Here is a 21,853-nt window from a genome sequence, read left to right on the forward strand (position 1 = left end):
GCAAGATCGGACTATGCCGTCTCGCCGCGTTTCGAGGCGCCGGCACAATGATCGCGCCAGAACCCGCGGTAGGCCGCTTCGACCTCTCGCGTGTAGAACTCGACGTTGCCGGCGGGCGAGGCTGCGATCCGCCTCGGAAGATCAGCGCGCAACCTCGCCAGGTGAGCGGGCTGCGCCGCGTATTTGCATGCGATCGCGGCATAGCCGTCGTCATCCTCGGCGACCCAATCATCGAGGCCGACGGCCGCCACGATGGAGCCGCCGGCCCGCGCCGAAGCGCCCTTGCCGAGCTTGGCGACGACGGGAACGCCCGCATAGAGGGATTCCCAGGTGCTGATGCCGCCATTTTGCGGGAACGTGTCGAGGGAGATGTCGACCTTCGCAAAGGCCAGCAGATGCTCGTGGCGCGTGGTCGAGCCGAGGCAAGTGATATTCTCTTCGGCTATGCCGTGGGCCACGAACCGCGCGATCAGGCCGTCGCGCAACAGCGGATCATCGAGCAGCCCGTGCTTGATGACGATCTTCGAACCCGTCACCTCGCGCATCACTTTCGACCACACCCGGATCGCCTCATCCGAGATCTTGTAGATGCGATTGAACACGCCGAAGGTCACATGGCCGTTGCGGAGCATGGGAAGATCCGAAGGCGGCACATCCAGGATTGGATCAATCGTGATAAGGCACGGCAGATCGTGGACTTTTTCGGCCAGCAGATGCCGGGCCGATTGCGGAATGAAGGTGGGATCCGCGAGTACGTAGTCCATGGTCTGAAGGCCCGTGCCTGTGGCGTGGCCGAAACCCGTCACCTGGATCGGTGCAGGCTTGCGGGCAAAGACGCCGAGCCTGTTGCCGGCCGTGTGTCCGGACACGTCGATCAGAATGTCGATCTGGTCGGCCTGGATGCGATCGGCCAGTTCCTCGTCCGAAAGCTGCGCGGCGTCGACCCAGACGTCTGCGAGCAACCTGAACCTCTCGGTGATCTCGTCCTGTAACGGCCAACAGGAATAGCAGACGATCTCGAACCTCGTGTGATCATGATGGCGCAGCACCGGCAATAGGGCGAACGCTGCCGAGTGGTTCCTGAACTCCGACGCGACATAGCCGACGACGATCCGCCGGTCCGGATCGAGCTGAGGGGGCTGCAGTGTCCTTTGCGGCAGCCGGGCACCGATCGCGTCCCACCAGGATTTCCGCACCGCTTGCTGGACCGTGAAATCGGCTTCCGACAGATAATCCAGGATGAAGATCTTGCGCGCGATGGCATCCGCATAATCCGGCGAGATCTCGAGCGCCGCGTCGAGATGCTCGAGCGCCGTCGCGACGTCGCCCCGGTTCGCATGGCAGGCGCCGAGAAGCACGATTGCGTAATCGGATCGCGGATTGTCTTCGAGCAGGGTCTTGACGGCCGCAATCGCCTGCGTCGTGTTCCCCAGCAGAAGGTTGACTTGCGCCTTCCCGCGCAGCGCAAGCTCGAGCCGCGGCGATTGCACCAGCGCTGCATCGAAGTCGACCGCCGCCTGCTCCAGCCGGTACAGATCGAAGTTCAGCCGTCCGCGCTGCGCCAGAATCCGAGGTGAACCCGGCTTGATCGCCAGCCCTGCCGCGAGGGCGGCTTCCGCCTCCGCGTAGTGCCGAAGCTCGATGCACACCATGCCCTTGCCGGCGAGCGCTTCCGCATGCCGCGGCTGAAACACGAGGGCGCGGTCGAAGCTCTCCTTGGCGCGCGCGAAGCGGCCGATCATCAGCTCTGCCATGCCACGGTTGCAGAATGCATCGGCATAGTCCGGTCGCAGCCTGACCGCTCGTTCGTGCAATCCGATCGCCTGTTCGCCGAGGCCGAGGTTCAGCAGCGTATTGCCGAGATTGGTCAGGGTGATCGGACAATTCGGCTTCAGTGCAATGGCTTTCTCCTGGCAGGCGCGGGCGCCTTCGAACTTATCGAGCGCGAAATACACGGCCCCGAGATTGCCATGGGCATCAGGCGAGCGCGGATCGAGCTCGACCGCGCGTTCAAGCAGCCGCCGCGCCTCCTCGAGCCGCCCGCCCTCATAGGCGCGCAGGCCGAGCAGGTGCGTGGCGTGGAAGTGGTCCGGAACCTCTTTCACGATCTCGCGGCAGAGCGTCTCGGCTTCCGTAAATCTGCCCTGCCCGAGCGCCTCCACCGCCAAGGACATGACGGCGTCCGCCTGCTTCCTCAACTTCTTTGCCAATCGCGTATTCTGGTAGGCGCGCGCGCCGACACTGCTCTGCAAGGTCTCTCTCCGGGGATGGCCCGAAAGGACGCAAAGCTGATTCGGATGGTGCCAAGCTGGTGGGGCGGCTAGACCTGCGAGGTCTGGGAATGCAGGGCGTTCACCGCAGAATCTGGCTCAGGAACAGTTTCGTGCGGGCGTGCTGAGGCGCCGCAAAGAACTCGTTGGGCGTGTTGGCCTCGATGATCTGGCCGGCATCCATGAACACCACGCGGTTGGCGACCTCGCGGGCAAAACCCATCTCGTGGGTGACGACCAGCATGGTCATGCCCTCCCCGGCGAGGTCCACCATGGTGTCCAGCACCTCCTTGACCATTTCAGGGTCGAGCGCCGAGGTCGGCTCGTCGAACAGCATGACCTTCGGATTCATCGTCAGGGCGCGGGCGATGGCGACGCGCTGCTGCTGGCCGCCGGACATCTGTCCCGGAAACTTGTTGGCCTGATGCGGGATCTTGACCCGCTCCAGGAACTTCATGGCGGTCGCCTCGGCGTCCTTCTTCGGGATGTTGCGCACCCAGATCGGTGCCAACGTGCAATTGTCGAGGACCGTGAGGTGTGGGAACAGATTGAAGCTCTGGAACACCATGCCGACTTCGCGGCGCACGGCGTCGACGTGCTTGAGGTTGGGCCCGAGCTCGATGCCGTCGACGACGATCTCGCCCTCCTGGAATTCCTCGAGCGCGTTGATGCAGCGGATCAGCGTCGACTTGCCGGAGCCCGAGGGCCCGCAGATCACGATGCGCTCGCCCTTGCGGACATCGAGGTCGACGTCTCGCAGCACGTGAAAGTCGCCGTACCATTTGTTGAGGCCGGAAATCTTGACGATGGGGTCTGACATGGGGACCTCGATCAGTTGCGACGGTGAGCGTTGAGGCGATGCTCGACGAACAGCGAGTAGCGCGACATTCCAAAGCAGAAGATGAAGTAGATGATCCCGGCGAAGGCAAAGCCCGTGAACGCGGTCGAGGGCGTCGACCATTTCGGATCCGAGAACGAGGCGCGAAGCGAGCCCAAGAGGTCGAACAGCGCGACGATCGAGACCAGCGAGGTGTCCTTGAACAGGGAGATGAAGCTGTTGACGAGGTTCGGAATGACGTGACGCAGCGCCTGCGGCAGTACGATCAGCGAGGTCGTCTTCCACCAGGACAGTCCCAGGGCCGCCGCGGCCTCGCCCTGCCCGCGCGGGATCGCAGCGAGCCCGCCGCGGACGTTCTCGGCCTGGTAGGCGCCCGTGAACAGCGCGATGCCGATCAGCGCGCGGACGAGGCCGTCGACGGTGAAGTTGCCCGGCAGGAACAGCGGCAGCATGTAGGTGGCGAAGAACAGCACGGTGATCAGCGGCACGCCGCGCCAGAACTCGATGAAGGCGATCGAGAAGATCCGGATCAGCGGAATCGTGGAACGCCGGCCGAGCGCCAGCGCGATGCCGATCGGCAGCGAGGTGACGATGCCGGTGACGGAGACCACCAGCGTCACCAGCAGGCCGCCCCACAGATTTGTCGCCACGACCGGCAATCCGCCGTGGTCGAGCCCCATCAGCTTGATGACGGCGGCGATGGCGATGAAGGTGGCGATGCTCGATCCGAGCGCGTTCCATCCCGTCCGCAGGCCGCCGCCGAGGACAAACGCGATCAGCGACACGACCAGGGACGTGACGACGAAATCGGTCCAGACTGACTGGCCCGTGCCCTGGATCTCGTCGCGCAGCCAGGTCAGCGGAAAGATCAGCCAGGAAATCACCGTGCCGACCAGCACGACGAGTTGGCCGACGACCCACAGCAGCGGGGCGACGGCGGACGTCTTGCTGAGATTGAGCAGGGCCTGGCCGGCATTGACGATGCTCTCGTCGAATAGCTGCAGCACGTCAGCCGTCCAGCTGAGGCCAAAGCCCTTGATGCCGCCGCCGTGCAGCAGGAAGAACGCGACCACCGGAAAGGCGAGGAAGAACAGGCTGGCGTTGAGCCCCTTTGCCGGCAGACGCGGCACGAGCAGCGGCACCAGCAGGATCACCGCAAGCACGAATGTGAGGTTCACCCGCCAGCGCTCGGCCTCGGGATAGAAGCCGTAGATCAATTGCGGCAGCTTGGCCTGGATGTAGGGCCAGCATGCGCCGACCGCAAAGCCGGCGTTCTCCGTGAGGCAGGCCGCGCGATCCTTGCCGCTCCACACCGCATCGACCATCAGGAACTTGACCGAGGGAACGATGGTGAAGCACAGCAGCAGCGCGCCCACGATGGTGAGCAGGATGTTGGTCGGCGAGTTGAACAGGCGCGTCCGCATCAACCCGACGAAGCCCGTGGTCTTCACCGGCGCAGGACGCTCGGTGAGCAGGTCCTGACGGACGAAGCTGCTGGAGGCGATATCGCTCATGCGCCCAAACTCCGGCTGACGCGCCAACCGTAGACGCTCATGATCGCGCTGGTGAGCAGCGAGATCAGCAGATAGATGCCCATCGTCATGGCGATGATCTCGATCGCCTGCCCGGTCTGGCTCAGCGATGTGCCGGCGAACACGGAGACGAGGTCAGGATAGCCGATCGCGACCGCCAGCGACGAGTTCTTGGTGAGATTGAGGTACTGGTTGGTCAGCGGCGGCACGATCACGCGCATGGCCTGCGGTACGACGATCAGCCGGAGCGTGGTGCCGCGGCTGAGGCCCAGAGACGATCCCGCCTCCATCTGCCCCTTGTGGACCGACAGGATGCCGGCGCGCACGATCTCGGCGATGAAGGCGGCGGTATAGGTCGACAGCGCCAGCGTCAGCGCCACGAACTCCGGAATGATGCGCGAGCCGCCGGCGAAATTGAAGCCCTTCAGCTGCGGCAGCTCGAACGTGAACGGCAAACCCGACACCAGCATGGTGGCAAGCGGCAAACCGACCAGCAGACCCAGCACATAGGGCCAGATGCGGATCATCCGCCCTTCCTGGAATAAGGCGCGCCGGGCATAGAAGCGCAAGGCCAAGGACGCGACGATGCCGAGCGCCAGCACCGCCAGGAACGGCTCGAGGCCCCTCTCACCGATCGGGCTGGGGACGACGAGGCCACGATTGCTGACAAAGGCAATGCCGAACAGCGAGATGCTCTGCCGCGGATTGGGCAGGGCCGCGAGCACCGCGAGGTACCAGAACAGGATCTGGAACAGCAGCGGCAGGTTGCGGATGATCTCGACATAGATCTCGCCGACGCGCGACAGCAGCCAGTTCGGCGAGAGCCGGCACAGCGCGACGATGAAGCCGATCAAGGTGGCGAAGAAAATACCCACCACCGAGACGATGAGCGTGTTCAAAAGTCCGACCACGAACACGCGCAGGAACGTGTCCGAGCCGGTATAGGAGATCAGGGTCTGGTTGACGTCGAAGCCGGCATTGTTGCGCAAGAAGCCGAAACCGGCGGCAATGTGCTGGTTTTCGAGGTTGGCGCGGGCGTTGGAGACGATCTCATAGCCGATCCAGCCCAGGATCGCCGCAAAGGCAAACTGGACGGCGATGCCGTTCCAGCCTGCCTTGCCGCCCAGAAGGCGCCTGATCTTCAGCGCGATCTGGGGCGGCGGTTTTCGGGCCTCGGTGGTCATGCTGCCGCTGCCAGCGGAGGGCGGTCAGCGGATCGGCGGCGCGTACTGAAGACCGCCCTTATTCCAGAGATTGTTGAGGCCACGGTTGATGCCGAGCGGCGAGCCTGCGCCGACATTGCGATCGAACACCTCGCCGTAATTGCCGACCGCCTTCACGATGCGCACCACCCAGTCCTTGGTCAGCCCGAGCTGTTCGCCGAAATTGCCGTCGGTGCCGAGCACGCGCTTCATCTCGGGATTTTCCAGCTTGGCCTTCTCGTCGACGTTCTTCGAGGTCACGCCGAGCTCTTCGGCGGTGAGCATCGCGAACAGAGACCACTTCACGATGTCGAACCATTGGTCGTCGCCGTGGCGCACCATCGGGCCGAGCGGCTCCTTCGAGATGATCTCGGGGAGCACCATGTGCTCATTGGGATTGGCGAGCTTCAGGCGATTGGCGTAGAGGCCGGACTGGTCGGTGGTGAAGACGTCGCAGCGCCCGGCCTCATAGGCCTTGACCGTTTCGTCGTTGGTGCCGAACGCGATCACCTCATACTTCATGTTGTTGGCCTTGAAGTAGTCGGCGAGATTCTGCTCGGTGGTGGTGCCGGTCTGCACGCAGACCGAGGCGCTGTTGAGCTCGAGCGCCGAATTCACCTTGAGCGACTTCTTCACCATGAAGCCCTGCCCGTCATAATAAGTCACGCCGGTAAAGTTGGCGCCGAGCGAGGTGTCACGCGAGATGGTCCAGGTGGTGTTGCGCGACAGCACGTCGATTTCGCCGGATTGCAGCGCGGTGAAACGGTCCTTGGCGGACAGCGGCACGTACTTGACCTTGCTGGCATCGTTGAAGATCGCCCCGGCGATCGCCTTGCAGACGTCGACGTCGAGGCCGGTCCAGTTGCCCTTGTCGTCGGGCGAGGAGAAGCCCGGCAGGCCCTGGCTGACGCCACAGGACAGCATGCCCCGGTCCTTGACGGTCTTGAGCGTTTGCGCATCAGCGGTTTGGGCGGACAGACCGGCGGCGAGAGCAAAAGTGATAGCCAGGGTTACGCGTTTCATGGGCTTTGGGCCTTTCAAAGTCGTCTCAAGGAACGTTGTCTCAGGATCAACCCTGCCGGGCCGGGCGTATCAAGACCAGCCCTGCAAGAGTCATGCTGGAAAACCTTGCCGAACATTCGCCGATCCCGGGAGGCCATACCTTAATCCCCGCCGCTGGCGCCCGCCCTGTTGTTCGGCTGTGGCGCAAGGTTCGGTCAGACGATGGATCGAAGGTCGCGGCAGGCCCCTCAACATGCGGCGACTGAATAGCACCTGCGCATCTCAGAACGACTGGCGTGCCGGGTCAAGGGGTTGACGGGACTCTTCTGTGTTCTGTTATTAACGTCAGCGGCCTTTCGGCCGGCCCCTCAGGCGCCACGCCCGAGCGGAAACGCGGTTTTGAAAGCAGACGCATGGATTCCTCGCACCCCCAAGAGCAGCAGGCCGAGACCCGGCTGGTCACCTCCGGCCGCGACACCAAGGCGCAGAAGGGGTTCGTCAATCCGCCGGTTTTCCACGGCTCGACCGTGCTCTATCCGACCGCCGAGGATCTGCACGCCCATCGCGGCGAGTTCACCTATGGCCGGCACGGTTCCCCCACCACCAAGGCGTTCCAGGAGACGCTGCTGGCGCTGGAGGGGCCGCAATGCGCCGGCGTCGGCATCGTGCCGTCCGGGCTGTCGGCGATCTCCACCACCCTGCTCTCGGTGCTGAAGGCCGGCGACCACGTTCTGGTCGTCGACAACGTCTACCGGCCCTCGCGCAATTTCTGCAACGGCATGCTGGTCCGCTACGGCGTCGAGACCACCTACTTCGATCCGCTGATCGGCGCCGGCATCGAGAAGCTGTTCAAGCCGAACACCCGTGCGGTGCTGGTGGAGGCGCCGGGCTCGCAATCGTTCGAGATGCCGGACATTCGCGCCATCGCCGAGGTGGCGCATGCCCGCGGCGCGCTCGTCATCGACGACAACACCTGGGCGACGCCGCTCTATCACCGCTCGCTCGACCAGGGCGTCGACATCAGCATGCAGGCCGCGACCAAATATATCGGCGGTCATTCCGACATCATGTTCGGCACGATCTCGGCCAATGCCAAGGCATGGCCGATAGTCTCCGAAGGCATCCGCCTGCTCGGGGTCTGCGCGGGCCCCGACGATGTCTTCCTCGCGCTGCGCGGCCTGCGCACGCTGTCGGTGCGCCTGGCGCAGCATCATCGCTCCGGCCTCGACATGGCGCGTTGGCTCGCCGGCCGACTCGAGGTGGCGCGCGTGCTGCATCCGGGCCTGGAGACCGATCCCGGTCACGCCATCTGGAAGCGCGACTTCACCGGGGCATCCGGCCTGTTCAGCATCGTGCTGAAGCCGGCGCCGCAGAAGGCGGTCGACACCATGCTCAACACGCTCAAGCTGTTCGGCATGGGCTTTTCCTGGGGCGGCTTCGAGAGCCTTGCGATTCCCTTCGACTGCGACGCCTATCGCACCGCGACCAAATGGTCGCCGGGCGGTCCGACCCTGCGCCTGCACATCGGGCTCGAGAGCGTCGACGATCTCAAGGCCGATCTCGATCGCGGCTTTGCTGCCCTCAAAGCAGCAATGTGAGCTTGCTCACAGGGCATTGCGCCTGCGCACGCGGCAACGGACGGAAGCGGACGCACTGACGTGCGCCGCGGGAGCGTCAGCCACCTGTAAACGTTAACGCCGACGCGCCAACAAATGGTTTGATCCCCAGGCATTTGGCGCTAGCCTCACCAATCGACTCTCATCCGGACAGACGGAGCATGGGAACGTTGGTTCTGCTCGATCTTATGGGCGGCGTGGCGCTGTTGTTGTGGGGCCTGCATATGGTCCACAGCGGCATTCTGCGCGCTTTCGGCCCTGACCTGCGGCGCCTGCTCGGCAAGGCGCTGAGCAATCGCGTCAGCGCCTTTGCTGCCGGCCTCGGGCTCACCGCGCTGCTCCAGAGCAGCACGGCGACCGCCCTGATCACGAGCTCGTTCGCGGCCGAAGGCCTTGTCAGCCTCGCCGCCGCGCTCGCCATCATGCTGGGCGCCAATGTCGGCACGACGCTGATCGTGCAGGTGCTGTCGTTCAACATCGCAGCCGTTGCGCCGGTCCTGTTCGTGCTCGGCCTCGTCGCGTTCCGCTCCGGCCCGCGCTCGCGGATCAAGGACATCGGCCGCGTCTGCATCGGCCTCGGCCTGATGCTGCTCTCGCTGCACATCCTGCTCGACACGCTGGCGCCAGCCGAGAACGCGCCCGGCGTCCGCGTCGTGATGTCGGCCATCACAGGCGATCCCATTTTGTGCATCGTCATCGCCGCCCTCGTCACCTGGGCGGTGCATTCGAGCGTCGCCAGCGTGCTCCTGATCATGTCGCTGGCCTATTCGCAATTCATCACGCCCTACGCAGCGCTGGCGCTGGTGCTCGGGGCCAATCTCGGCAGCGCCATCAATCCCGTCTTCGAGGGCGCCAAGCGCGACGATCCCGCGAGCTACCGCCTGCCGGTCGGCAATCTCGTCAACCGCGTGGTCGGCATCGCGCTCGTCCTGCCGTTCCTCGGCCCGATCGCCGAGCACATGCACGCCTGGCAGCCCGATCTGGCCAAGATGACGGCGGCCTTCCACATCGCCTTCAATGTCGGTACGGCCGTCCTCTTCATCGGCCTGCTCGACGCCATGTCGCGCCTGCTCACCCGCCTCTTGCCGGATCGCGTGCAGGAGGCCGACCCGGCCAAGCCGCGCTATCTCGACGAAACCGCGCTGGAGACGCCGTCGCTGGCACTCGCCGACGCCGCCCGCGAGACGTTGCGCATGGGCGATCTCGTCGAGGTCATGCTGCGCAAGGTGATGGCCGCGATGATGACGGGCGATCGTGCGCTGGTCGACCAGGTCTCGAAGATGGACAATTTCGTCGACGGTCTCGACGAGGCCATCAAGCTCTATGTGACCAAGCTGATGCGGGGCAGCCTCGACGAGAGCGAAGGACGGCGCGCGATGGAGATCATCTCCTTCGCCATCAACCTCGAGCATATCGGCGACATCATCGACAAGAGCCTGAGCGAGCTCGCGACCAAGAAGATCAAGCGGCGCTTCCAGTTCTCGGCGGAAGGGGCCGACGAGCTCGCCGCCTTCCACAAGCGCACGATGGATTCGCTGCGGATCGCGTTCGGCGTCTTCATGTCGGGCGACGCCAACGAGGCGCGCAAGCTGCTGGTGGAGAAAACCGCGCTGCGCAACACCGAGCTTGCCGCGGTCGAGCGCCATCTCGACCGCCTGCGCGAGGGCCGCCCTGAAACCATCGAAACGACGTCGCTGCATCTCGACGTGCTGCGCGACCTCAGGCGCATCCATTCGCATATCTGCTCGGTCGCCTACCCCGTGCTGGACGCGGCGGGCGTGCCCTATCGCAGGACCGAGGCGGAGACGGCCGCCCTGCCCGCCTCGGGCGCGGCCTCGGCGTTGCCGCGCTAGCGCCTCTGCTCAGCGCTCCAGCGTCTTCGAGGCCCTGCCGCGGTTCTTGATGATCAGCATGATGTTGCGGATATAGATGATCGTCGCCAAGGCTTGTCCGAGGATGATGACCGGCTCGCGCTTCACGACGCCGTAAACCAGCGTCATCAGCCCGCCGCCCATCGAGCAGAACCAGAACGCCATCGGCACCACGCTGTTGCCGGCGCGCTCGCTCGCGATCCACTGCACCAGGAAGCGCGCGGTGAAGAACAGCTGCGCGACGAGGCCGAATGCCAGCCAGAAATCGAACTTGGCGACGAAGACGTCGTAGAGATAATTGCTCAGCGCCTGACCGTATTGGATGATCATGCGTTCACCTCAGTCACATCTGGTGTCGGCTTCTTGCGGCGGATCAGCCACCACACGCCGGCGAGATCCATGATGCCGATCCACAGCCGGTCGAAGAAGCCGTAGTTCGACACGCCGGAATGGCGCGGCCGGTCGATCACGTCGACATAGGCGATGTCGTAGCCTTCGCGGCGGACCAAGGCCGGCAGGAAGCGATGCAGCCCATCGAAATAGGGCATCATCAGGAAAACCTCGCGCCGGAATGCCTTCAACCCGCAGCCGGTATCGCGCGTGCCGTCCTTCAGGATGGCGTTGCGGACGCCGTTGGCCACGCGCGACTGGAATTTCTTGAAGCCGGTGTCCTTGCGTCCGACGCGCTGTCCGGCAGCGAGGCCGACGCGCCCTGCGCCCTTCTCGACCGCGGCGATCAGGTCGGGCAGGAAGGCCGGATTGTTCTGGCCGTCGCCGTCGAGCGTCGCCACGATCGTCCCGCGCGCCGCGCGCACGCCGCTGCGCACGGCCGCGGATTGGCCGCCCGATCTGGCATGGCGGAGCTGACGCAGATTGTGCCGCTGCGCCATCAGCGCCGCGATCCGTTCGCCGGTCGCATCGGTCGAGCCGTCGTTGACATAGATGATCTCGTAGGCCCAGCGGCCGTCGAGCGCCGCGCCGATCTCCGCGATCAGCGGCGCGATGTTGTCGGCTTCGTTGCGCACGGGAACGACGATGGAGACCGAAGGCTGGGACGTCGACAAATCGAGACTCGTGGTTGGAATTGGCCTGCCCTTCGGGGAACCGGCGGCCCCGGCAGGCAGCCGCTTTTATGGGGCGGATGCCCCGTGGGCAACCCTTTTGAGGCGTCCCGAGACCGCTCCCGTAAGCGGCACGATGGTGCCATCGGCGCGGATGGCAAAGCCCAGCCTTCGGGCCGCGAACCAGTAGCGGACTGCCATGGCGCCGACCGTGCCGATCAGGGCGCCGGCCACGACGTCGCTCGGGTGATGCGCGACCAGCACCAGCCGCGTCAGCAAGATCACGATTGCGTAAGTGAACATGAACACGCGCAGGCGTGGCCACAATGCCGATACCGCAAAGGCCAGCGCGAACGCGGCCACGGCATGGCCTGACGGCAAGCTGGCATAGGCCCCCGTCCCCTCGAACGGGACGAAGTTGAACGGATTGGCCTTGCCGCCGACAAAGGGGCGTCCGCGACCGACGATGTATTTCAGGATCTCGGCAACGAATGCCGACACGGCAATCGACAGAAACACAAATTGCAGCCGCGTGCCGAGACCTAGCAGCAGCGCGCGGCGAGTCCCGTGCAGTCCTGCCGCAACGAGCGCCAACACCACCAGCGCGGCCCCCAGCACCGAGAGCAGATACTCGTCCTTGCCGAAATCGGTGAGGATGCGGATCGGCCACAGGCTGGGCGTGCCGCGCGCGGGCATCAACTGGATCTCGGTCTGGTCGAAGGCGACCATCAGCACGATGACGAGGGCTGCGCCTGCCGCGCTGAGCCACAGCGAATGCCGCGCCAGTTTTCGCGCGGCTTCCGCGCGGCGTGAATGCGAGGGCGTGCGAACGAGCTGCGCCAGCGCTTGCTTCGAGACGGCGAGCAATTGCGCGGGATAGCCCGGACGCGGCGCGGGGCTGGTCGTAACAGGCATCCTATTCGGTGCCTTCGGAACGGAAGATCGCGATCGAGATCGCGCGGCCTTGCGAGAAATTATAGCCGTCGATACGGGTCCCGACCTTGTAGCGCAGTCCGATCGCCTCGGCACGCTGCACGAAGCTGCGCTCCGAGCGCTGCTCGATCAGCGCAAACCGGCAGCTTCCCTGCCGCAGGAAATCCGCCGCGCCCGAGCCGTCGGTGAGCAGCGTCTGGGTGCCCGTCAGGAACACGAGGCTCGGCTCGTGATAGCCCGCCGCCGCCGCCTTGGGCCCGACGCAGGTGACGTTGCGGAGCGCGCGGGCAACCTCGATGCTGGGAAACAGCGGCACCAGCGAGGGCAGCACGATGCCATACACCGTCACCGCCAGCATCAAAGCCGCAACCAGTGCGTTGAGCAGCGAGCGCTCGGCGTGATTGTTGTCGTAGAGCCACCAGGCAAGCAGGCCGAAGATCAGGGACGCCGCGATGAACGGCCAGGCCACGAAGGCCGGCTGCCGCGTCAGCATCACAGCGCCGACCACCGCGATGATCGATGCGGCCGCGGGGATCGCGAACCACCAGGCCGAACCACGCATCAGCCAGGAACGCGACAGCACGCGCCGCTCCACGGCGCCTGCGGTGAGAATGGCGATCGCCGGATAGAGCGGCAGCACGTAATGCGGCAGCTTGGTCAGCACCGCCTCGAACACGATCCAGGACGGGATCAGCCAGGCCAGCAGAAACTGCGCGCCGGGCTCACGCCGCGCCCGCCACACCGCGGGCGCCGCCATCGCCGCCAGCGGCGCGCCGGGCCAGAACGTGATCCAGAACAGCGCCAGGTAAAGGCCGGGCGGCGCGCCGTGGGATTCCTGGGCGCCCAACTTGCTGAGCATGTCGCCGCCGACGGAATCGGCGAAAAAGGCATCGCCCGCGCGCCAGAAGATCGCGACGAACCAGGGTAGCACCAGCACCAGCATCCACATCAGGCCCCAGACCGGGCGCAGCTTCCACAGCCAGGAGGCGTCGCGGTCCTGGATCGCCAGCGCGACGATGGTCAGCCCTGCGAACATCAGGATCAGCGGACCCTTGATCAGGATGCCAACGGCAAGCGCGGTCCAGAAGATCGCGGGCCAGCTCCAGGGCGGATGGGTCTCGTCCTCGGCGCGCTGCCAGGACAGATAGGCCCGCGCCATCGCCCCCATCGCGGCGACCACACAGAGCAGCAGCATCGCGTCGGTCTTGGCGAGCCGCGCCTCGACGCCAAGCAGCACCGAAGCGCACATCATCAGCGCCGCCAGCACCGCGGCGCGCCGCGTGACGAAGCCCAGCGCGGCCCAATAGGTCATGAGCACGGCGCCGATCGCCCCGAACAGCGACGGCAACCGGTAGACCCAGATCCGCAATTCGGCTTTCGGCAGCTTGAGCATCGAGGCCGCTTCCACCGTCGCCGATTGCAACCAGTAGATGCCGACCGGCTTCTTGTAGCGGACGTCCTCCTGGAAGCGGATATCGACATAGTCGCCGCTCTCGACCATCTGCTTGGTGGCCTGGGCGAACCGCGCCTCGTCGCGATCGATCGGCGGGATCGTGAAGAAGCCCGGCAGGAACAACAGCAGTGCGCAAAGCAGCAGGAAGGCGACGGCGCGGGCGTGGCTGACTGTCACGACATCGAGCATGCGCACGAGCCGGCTGCCCGGATTTGCGGGCGATTTCGGCTCGCGGGGCGCTCCAAAACGGGGGGCTGGATAGGTCTCGGCCATTGGTTCCGCTTACGCTGAAACCGTCATCGCCACAACCGCTTGAGGCAGGTTCATTGAATTCGAATGACGACTGTGTCCGCGGCGCCAGTGGCATCGATCACGGTGAGCCGCGCAAAGCCGGGACCGGGTGGATCGATCAGCCGCTGGCGGCGGCCGTCGATCTCGCCGAGCGCCGTGCCGTTAACCATGACGGTCATGGGCAGAACGCCGCCGGCGACCTTGACCGGCATTGCCGCACTCTCCTGCCCTCCGGAGCGATCGACATCGATCCGCGAACCATTCAGCGGAAACTGGATGTGCAGCGTCTGCTCGCGGCCGGTCCGCACCAACTCGCCGACGGGGCGGAACCGCTTCAGCGGCAGCGGCAGCTTGGCGTTGCTGGCAACAAGGGTTCCCCTAGGCGGCTTCGGCAACGGGACCAGCGTCTTGCCGGTGCGGGCAAAGGCATCGAACAGGATCGGGGCCGCGGCGACGCGTCCGATCAGGCCCGGAACCGGCGCGCCATCGGGCCGCCCGACCCAGACGCCGATGGTCATCCGGCCGTCGAACCCGACCGACCAGGCGTCACGATAGCCGTAAGAGGTGCCGGTCTTGAAGGCGATGCGGTTGTGCGCGGCGTTCTCGGGCGGCGGCGTTCCCAACAGCACGTTGCCGACCTGCCAGGCCGCGACCTGATCCAAGAGCCGGAGCGGCTCGCGGTCGTCCTTATCAGCCATGACCTCGCGCAGCGGCTTTGTGGTGCCGAGACGGGCGAAGCCCGCGTAGAGCTGGGCGAGATCCTGCAGCGTCACGCCGACGCCGCCGAGCCCCATGGCAAGCCCCGGCGCTTCGTCCTTGGGCAACACGAGATTGCCGCCGGCCTGGCGCAGCCGCGAAGCGAGCCGACTCGAGCCGACGCGGTCGAGCAGCACGATCGCCGGCACGTTCAGCGACAATTGCAGCGCCTTCCGCACGGGCACCGTGCCCTGGAAGGTCATGTCGAAATTTTCCGGCGCGTACGAACCGAAGCGGACGGGACGATCGTCGATCAGGCTTTCCGGATGAACGAAGCCGTCCTCGAAGGCGAGCCCGTAGATGAAGGGCTTCAGCGTCGAGCCCGGCGAACGGATCGCGCGGGTCATGTCGACCTGCCCTGCCCGGCTCTCGTCGAAATAATCGGCCGAACCGACGCGGGCGAGCACGTCGCCGCTCTCATTGTCGATCACGATGATGCCGACCGAGATGTTCGCGCCCAGTGCAAGGGCGCGGTCGCGCGCCAGCGGCTCCAGCACCTTCTGCAAGTTCGCATCGAGCGTGAGCTTGATGACCTGCTTGTCCTTGACCGTCGATAGCGCAGTGTCAGACGCATGCGGCGCCAGGATCGGCATCGGCTTGCGCAGTTTCGGTACAGGCACGGCCTTGGCCTGCCGTGCGTCGTCTGCGCTGACCACCTGCTCCTCGACCATGCGGTCGAGCACGCGGTCGCGGGCCTTGCGCGCGGCCTCGGGATGGCGGTCGAGCCGGCGCGTCTCCGGCGATTGCGGCAGCGCCACCAGCAGCGCGGCTTCGGCCAGCGACAGACGCTTCGGCTCCTTGCCGAGATAGCCGATCGAGGCGGCGCGGATGCCCTCGAGATTGCCGCCATAAGGCGCGAGCGCGAGATAGAGATCGAGGATCTGTTCCTTACTCAGGGTTCGCTCGATCTCGATCGCACGCACCATCTGCCGCAGCTTGGCATAGAGCGAACGCTGCCGCCGCGGCTCCATCAGCCGGGCGAGTTGCATGCTGATGGTCGAGCCGCCCGAGACGATGTGGCCGCGCGTCGTGAGCTGGAGCGCAGCACGCCCCAGCGCCAGCGGGTCGATACCATCATGGGCGTAGAAGCGCTGGTCTTCATAGGCGAGCAGCAATTTCAGGTAGGTCGGGTCGACATTGGCCTTGGCATCGACCGGCAGCCGCCAGCGGCCATCCGCCATCGCATAGGCGCGCAGCAGCTTGCCGTTGCGATCGACGATCGTGGTGGAGACTTGTCGCGCTTCGTCGAGGGGCAGAGGGCCGAGAGAGTAGACCCAGCCGACCAAGCCGATGATGGCGAGGATGAAGGTGAACGCAGCGACCGACAGGACCCGAAAGGCAAACCGCCCTCTCTGACCGTCATGGCCGGGCTTGACCCGGCCATCCACGCCGTCGCCCACCGCCCGTGCGGCCGTGGATGCCCGGGGCATCTGCGCGAAGACGCGCTTCGCGCTCTTGCCCGGGCGTGACGACTGAGTATGCGGCTCCGTTGCGCTCATTCAACCACCACTCACTTCGCCGCCCGCACCTCGACACTGCCCGTGCCCGTCCGGCCATAGCGCGAGGGGTTGTACATGTCCTCGACATAGGCCTGCGGCAGCACGTATTTGCCGGGCGAGACCACGCGCACGACATAGGCCACGGTGAACACCGCCTTGGAATCCGAGGCACGGTCCACGGCGGCGGTGAAGCGGTCGTCGCGGAACTCGGTGTTTTCAGGCTCCTCGCCGTCCTCGATCCAGTCCAGCGTGCCGCTGTCGCCCGACGAGACCAGCTTCGGGTTGTCGATCTCGAGGCCGGCCGGCAGATAGTCGGACACCATGATGTGGCCGTACTCGGGCTTCGCCTCGGTGATCTTGAGCACCACCGCGAAGCGCTGGTTCTGCTTCACCTTGCTGATATCGGCGGGCTTGCCGTCAAGCGTGAAGTAATTGCGCTCGATCTTGAAGCCGTTCGAGGCCGCCGGCTCCGGCGTCACCGGCGAGCCCGACACCGAGACGACCGCCTGCACCGGCGCATCGCCGGTGTTGGTGATCTTGAGCGGCTTGCCGCTCAGCGTATCCGCCTTGTAGCTGCGATAGAGCGCAGTCTTGACCGGCTGGCCGTCGACTTCCATGGACAGGTTCTCCTTGGCGAGAGCGCGCGCCGCCAGCACCAGCCACGCATTCTCCTGCGTGGAGGTGTAGGGCGTCAGCCCGCGCGCGGTCTCGACCCGCGACACAGCCTGCGTCAGCGTCGCCTTCGGCGCGTTGCCTTCGCTCGCAAGCGACACCAGGGCCGCGGCGTCGCGCAGCTGCGAGCCATAGTCGGTGCGGCCGAACTCCAGCACCGGCTTTGGCGCGAGGCTGTCGAGCGCGGCACCATAGACCCGTTCGGCGCGGTTGCGGTCGCCGACCAGAGCGAGCGCCGCTGCAAGCTGCGACTTCGCGATCGGCGTCGCGAGATTGTTCAGCTTGGTGTCGGCGAGATAGCGGAGGTCGCCGATCGGCGCCGCACCGTTGCGGGCGAGCACGTAGAGGCCGTAAGCGAGATCGCGCCCGCCGTCCTTCTCCGGCTCGTTGCCGTTGACCACGGAGTTTCTGACACGGTCCAGCGCGTTCTTGAACAGCACGTCCGGCACCGTAAAGCCCTTCTCGCGGGCACGGGTCAGGAAATCCGTCACGTACGCATCGAGCCAGGCATCGTCGCCGCCCGCCGACCACAGGCCGAACGAGCCATTGGAGCCCTGACGGGCCAGGAGCCGCTCGATCGCGTCGCGGATGCGCTGGTCGACCTCGGTGTCCATCGCGAGATGCGCGCCGGCAGCCAAGTCGTTGACATAGAGCAACGGCATGGCGCGGCTCGTGATCTGCTCCGAGCAGCCATAGGGATAGCGGTCGAGCGCCTTCAAGATCGTCGCCGCATCGAGCGCGATGGACAGGCTCGCCGAGACCGAGACGCTGCCGGTGCCCGGCACGAGGTCGGAGAACATGTCCGAGGTCAGCGTCAGGCTCTCGCCCTTTGCGAGCGTCCGGATCGAACGCCGCGCCAGCACCTGCGTCGCCGCCTTGACGTCGAACGCATAATGGCGCGCCAGCGTCAGGCCGCTCGGCCCCTTGATGTCGACGTCGAGCGTCGCCTGCCCGGCCGCGGTCGCGTCGACCGCGAGCGAGAACGAATTGCGCTGCTTGGCGGCGAGCTTCACCGTGGTTGCGGGATTGCCTGACATCTTTACCGGCCCGCCCGTCTTCACGTTGATGACGTAGTCGCCGGCCTGGCCCTCGACATTGTCGATCTCGAGATTGACCGTGCCGTGGTCGCCGTTGAGCAGGAAGCGCGGCAGGGTCGTGGTCAGCACGACGGGGTCGCGGATCACCACATCGGTGTTGGCGCGGCCGAGCTTGGTGGCTGTCCACGCCACCGCCATCACGCGCGCGGTACCCGCGAACTCCGGAATGTCGAAGCTGACTTCCGCGGTACCGTCAGCGGCGACGGTCACGATGCCCGAATAGAGCGCGAGCGGCTTTTGCGTGGGCGGCGAGCCCTGCAATTCGCCTGCACCGGCATCGCCGCCGGACTTGATCTGACCACGCGTGCCGGACATGCCGTCGATCAATTGCCCATAGAGATCGCGGATCTCGGCGCTCAGGCGGCGCTGGCCAAGATAGTAATCATCCGGCGCCGGCGGCTTGTAATTGGTGAGGTTGAGGATGCCGACATCGACCGCGGCGATCACGATCTTGGCGTCCTCGCCCGGATTGAGCCCGTCGAGCTTGACCGGAATCTTCAGTGCCGAATTCGGCCGGATCAGCGCCGGCGGCGACAGCTTCACCTGCAACGTGCGGGCCTGCTTGTCGATGCCGAACCATTTCAGCCCGATCGCTCGGCCCGGCATGCGCTGGGCGGCGGCATCCAGCGGACGACGCAACGTCGCCACCACGTAAGCGCCGGTGCCCCAGTCCTTGCCGACCGGCAACTTCACCTGTGCGGTGCCTTCCTTGACGTCAATGGTCTGCGTCGTGAGCAGGCGGTCGCCGAGCACGTTGATGGTCAGCTTACCGGCGCTGCGGACATTGACCGACACCGTCATGGTGTCACCGGAGGCGTATTGCGGCTTGTCGATCGAGGTCTCCAAGAGGTCCGGCGTGTCGGCGCTGCCGTCGGAATACCAGCCGACATCGAACTGCACCGAGGTGACAGGGCCATCGGCATCGTTCGACTTCACGTCGAGCCGGTAGCGGCCGGGTTGCGGGCTGAGCGAGATGCGCGCCGGCTTGTCGGCGGCAACGGCGACGTCACCGTCAGCGACGCGCGAGGTCGACTTGACCGGCTCGTACTCCCAGTAATTGTTCTGGCGATACCATTGGTAGCGCGACTCCATCTTCAGGAGCTCGTAACGCAGGCCGTCGCGGCGCAGCCGCTCACCCTCGGGCGAGACGAACACGACGTCGAACTCGGCCTTGTCGCCCTCGGCGACGTTCTTGTCGCCGAACAGTGGCTTGATGCCGATCTGCGCCACGCTGGGCGCAACCGGCAGCACGATCTTGCGTTCGACGGCGCGGCCGCCAGTCTCCACCATCCGCACGAAGATCTGGGCCTCTTGCGGGCGGGTCGAGGCCGGCTGCTTGTCCAGCGTCACCGGGAAGGTCGCAACGCCATTGGCGTCAGCTTCCGGCAGGTTCTCCAGCGGCGTGCGCTCGTTCGAATTGGTCTCCTCGTCGGCGACGCCGAACTGGTAGCCGGCAAAGCCGGGACGCTCGGACGCAGGCGCGATCAGCATATCGCCTTCGAGCGCGAGGCCCGAGGCCGGCGCGCCATAGAGGAAATGGCCGTCCGCCTTAAGCTCCACAGGAGTGTTAGCTTTGATCAGCTTGTCCTTGGCAGACAAGTCGAATTCGATCCGATCAGGAACGTAATCCTCGACCATGAAGGTGGTCTCGCCGACCGAAGAGCCCTTCGGATCGGTGAACGCGCGTGCCCGCCAGGTCCCGGTCGGCACGGCCGAATTGAGCGGCACGGCCAGCGTCCGGCCGCCAGCGCCCTGGTCGGCCAGCACGGCCCGGCGGAATTCGACGCCGTCGGGGCGTTCGATCACCAGCGTCATCGGCCCGCCGGTCACGGCATTGCCCTGCCCGTCGCGGAGCAGCGCGGTAAGATAGACGGTTTCGCTGGAACGGTAGACGCCGCGCTCGGCATAGACGAAGGCATCGGCCCCGGCCGGCACCACGCGGCCGGAGACGCCGCGGTCGGACAGGTCGAAGGCGGAGGACTTCAGGCTGAGGAAGGCATAATCGGCCTTCTCGCCGGTGACGGTCAGCATCGCCGGCGACAGACCGCCCTCGCCGCGCGCAAGGCCGGCCTCGAACAGGACGTGGCCGCTGTCGTCGGTCTTGCGGGTCGCCAGGATCTCGTTGTTGCGGGCAATCAGTCGCACCTCGGCCTTCCCGACCGGATCGGTCGAAGCCAGCGAGTTGACGAACACGTGGATACCGTCGTTGCCGGAATAGGCGGACACGCCGAGATCGGAGACGATGAACCATTGCGTTGCGAGCTGGTATTCGTCGTCCGAGCCCGGGCCCTTGGCGGCCGCCGTCATCACGTAGACGCCGGGCTGGAGCTCGCCGAGCGCCTGGTCGACCGGGAACGCCGTGGTGACGTCCTGGTTCAGCGTCATCGCCGTCGCAAGCTCACCGGTCCAGACCTTCACGCCGCGCTCGTCGCCGAGATCGCTGAGCTGATACTTGGACAGCGTCTTCTGGAAGTCGCTGTCGACCACCGTGTTGATCAGGTTGCGGTCACCGATACGGAACACGTTGATGTTGACCGCGGGCGTGTTGACGCTGACCACGGGAATGCCGCGCTGGCCTGTTCGCGGCAGCACATAGGCCCGGCTGGTGAAACGCACGAAAGGCTTACGGTCGCGCACATAGATATTGAACTCGGCCGATTTCGGCAGGCCTTCCTTCACCGTGGACGGCAGACCGGCGCGCAAATTGATGTTGTAGCGCTCGCCATGCTTCAGCCCGTCGACGCAGAGCTGCTTTCCCTCGGCCGACAGCGCCGGCTTGTCCTGGCCCGCCAGCGCCAGGAACGGCGCGAAGTCGGTGCGCTTGGCCAATTCCTCGGAGAACTGGAAGCAGGCGCGCGGGCTCGCCGAATCCGAGTCCACGGTGTAGTCGAGCAGCCGGAAGCCGTGCTCGTCGCGCATCTTCTCGTATTGGCCGCGGACGTCGGCGACCTCGCGCATGTCGAGCGACAACCGCAGCGCATCCAGCGCCGGCCGCCACAGCTTGCGTTCGGCCATCGCCTTGCCGAGCACGGCGAGCGCGTCGGCCTCCTCGCCCGGATTGCCGGCGCGCTGGTAGGCGATATAGGCCGCGGTCGAGGCGCGCTCCAGCAGGAAGGTCTGCTCGCTCGAGCTCTTCGGCGAGATCTGGAAGATCACCTTGGCGAGCCGCAGCCAGTTGCCGGTGTCTTCCGGCGTGGTGGCCGCGATCTGGCCGAGCACCGATAGCCCCGTGCGATAATCATTGCGCCGGAAAGCGGCGTCGGCGTCCGTCTTCAGCGTCGCATTGGTCTTGGCGATCGGCCCCGCCTCGCTCTTGATCTGGGCCTCCAGCTTGATCGCGGAATCGGCGAGGTCGTCGCGCTTGAACGCCTTGTCTGCGGCTTGCGCCGCGCAAAGGCCGAGCGCCAGCGTGGCGCAGAATGTGACGGCGCGAACAAGACCGATCATGATGGACTCCCGGAAATCGCGGACAGCCGCCCGCAGGCAGCATGAAATGCGCGGAAAGGTGACGGACTCAAGGCGATGGAACCAAAGGTGCAAATCGTCGCATTCGCCATGAAAAGGCAAGCCCAGAGGAGACCGATCGAGATAATGCTGTGCACGCCGTCCTGATGGCGCAGCAATACCTGACCCGTCGTCCGGCGGCCACATCCCGGAAGCTGGCCAGCGTTCCCGGCGATGTGATCCATCGTCCAGTCCGCTGCCGCTCAACCCGGCACCCTGACATGCCACCGTCTCGCTTTGTCGCGCCATTGAGGAA

The 21,853-nt window shown here is 65.6% G+C and carries 13 protein-coding genes; 2 read left to right on the forward strand and 11 right to left on the reverse strand.

Annotation, left to right across the window (positions count from 1 at the left end; translation table 11 throughout):
• Positions 1-11: 11 nt before the first annotated feature.
• The 5 genes from AC0WRY_RS17855 to AC0WRY_RS17875 form a co-directional block, all read right to left on the reverse strand.
• On the reverse strand, positions 12-2,252 hold the full coding sequence (locus AC0WRY_RS17855; RefSeq protein WP_194402139.1) for a tetratricopeptide repeat protein: 2,241 nt from the start codon (positions 2,250-2,252) through the stop codon (positions 12-14).
• A 100-nt stretch (positions 2,253-2,352) separates the two neighbouring features.
• Entirely contained in the window at positions 2,353-3,090 is a 738-nt protein-coding gene (locus AC0WRY_RS17860) for an amino acid ABC transporter ATP-binding protein (RefSeq protein ID WP_194402140.1), read from the reverse strand.
• A gap of 11 nt (positions 3,091-3,101) precedes the next feature.
• A complete protein-coding gene (locus AC0WRY_RS17865) occupies positions 3,102-4,622 on the reverse strand; it encodes an amino acid ABC transporter permease (protein ID WP_194402141.1) in 1,521 nt (506 codons plus the stop codon).
• Entirely contained in the window at positions 4,619-5,824 is a 1,206-nt protein-coding gene (locus tag AC0WRY_RS17870) for an amino acid ABC transporter permease (RefSeq protein ID WP_194402142.1), read from the reverse strand. The genes AC0WRY_RS17865 and AC0WRY_RS17870 overlap by 4 nt, the downstream gene beginning before the upstream one ends.
• 24 nt (positions 5,825-5,848) lie before the next feature.
• Positions 5,849-6,865 (reverse strand): amino acid ABC transporter substrate-binding protein, encoded by a 1,017-nt coding sequence (locus tag AC0WRY_RS17875; protein WP_194402143.1) that lies wholly within the window; start codon positions 6,863-6,865, stop codon positions 5,849-5,851.
• 392 nt (positions 6,866-7,257) lie between these two features.
• Here AC0WRY_RS17875 and metC point away from each other — a divergent pair, with 392 nt between their 5' ends.
• The gene (gene metC, locus AC0WRY_RS17880) at positions 7,258-8,442 is read left to right on the forward strand and encodes a cystathionine beta-lyase (protein ID WP_194402144.1); all 1,185 of its coding nucleotides are present in this window, start codon (positions 7,258-7,260) and stop codon (positions 8,440-8,442) included.
• A 179-nt stretch (positions 8,443-8,621) separates the two neighbouring features.
• Complete coding sequence (locus tag AC0WRY_RS17885; RefSeq protein WP_194402145.1) at positions 8,622-10,313, forward strand: Na/Pi cotransporter family protein; 1,692 nt, start codon at positions 8,622-8,624, stop codon at positions 10,311-10,313.
• 9 nt (positions 10,314-10,322) lie between these two features.
• Here the strand turns inward: AC0WRY_RS17885 and AC0WRY_RS17890 are convergent, their stop codons facing one another.
• The 6 genes from AC0WRY_RS17890 to AC0WRY_RS17915 all read right to left on the reverse strand — a co-directional run bounded on the left by AC0WRY_RS17890 (position 10,323) and on the right by AC0WRY_RS17915 (position 21,540).
• Positions 10,323-10,661 carry a lipid-A-disaccharide synthase N-terminal domain-containing protein gene (locus AC0WRY_RS17890; RefSeq protein WP_038957186.1) on the reverse strand — a complete coding sequence of 113 codons (339 nt, stop codon included), beginning with the start codon at positions 10,659-10,661 and terminating at the stop codon, positions 10,323-10,325.
• A complete protein-coding gene (locus AC0WRY_RS17895) occupies positions 10,658-11,395 on the reverse strand; it encodes a glycosyltransferase family 2 protein (protein WP_194402146.1) in 738 nt (245 codons plus the stop codon). Before AC0WRY_RS17895 ends, AC0WRY_RS17890 begins: the two co-directional genes overlap by 4 nt.
• A 66-nt stretch (positions 11,396-11,461) precedes the next feature.
• Positions 11,462-12,307: a phosphatase PAP2 family protein gene (locus AC0WRY_RS17900; RefSeq protein WP_194402147.1), complete on the reverse strand. Its 846-nt coding sequence runs from the start codon at positions 12,305-12,307 to the stop codon at positions 11,462-11,464.
• Position 12,308: 1 nt separating this feature from the next.
• Positions 12,309-14,051 (reverse strand): ArnT family glycosyltransferase, encoded by a 1,743-nt coding sequence (locus tag AC0WRY_RS17905; protein WP_194402148.1) that lies wholly within the window; start codon positions 14,049-14,051, stop codon positions 12,309-12,311.
• A gap of 50 nt (positions 14,052-14,101) precedes the next feature.
• Positions 14,102-16,324 carry a penicillin-binding protein 1C gene (pbpC, locus tag AC0WRY_RS17910; RefSeq protein ID WP_371746085.1) on the reverse strand — a complete coding sequence of 741 codons (2,223 nt, stop codon included), beginning with the start codon at positions 16,322-16,324 and terminating at the stop codon, positions 14,102-14,104.
• 11 nt (positions 16,325-16,335) lie between these two features.
• On the reverse strand, positions 16,336-21,540 hold the full coding sequence (locus tag AC0WRY_RS17915; RefSeq protein ID WP_491120196.1) for an alpha-2-macroglobulin family protein: 5,205 nt from the start codon (positions 21,538-21,540) through the stop codon (positions 16,336-16,338).
• Positions 21,541-21,853 lie beyond the last annotated feature (313 nt).

This window comes from Bradyrhizobium sp. T-12, from assembly GCF_058314695.1.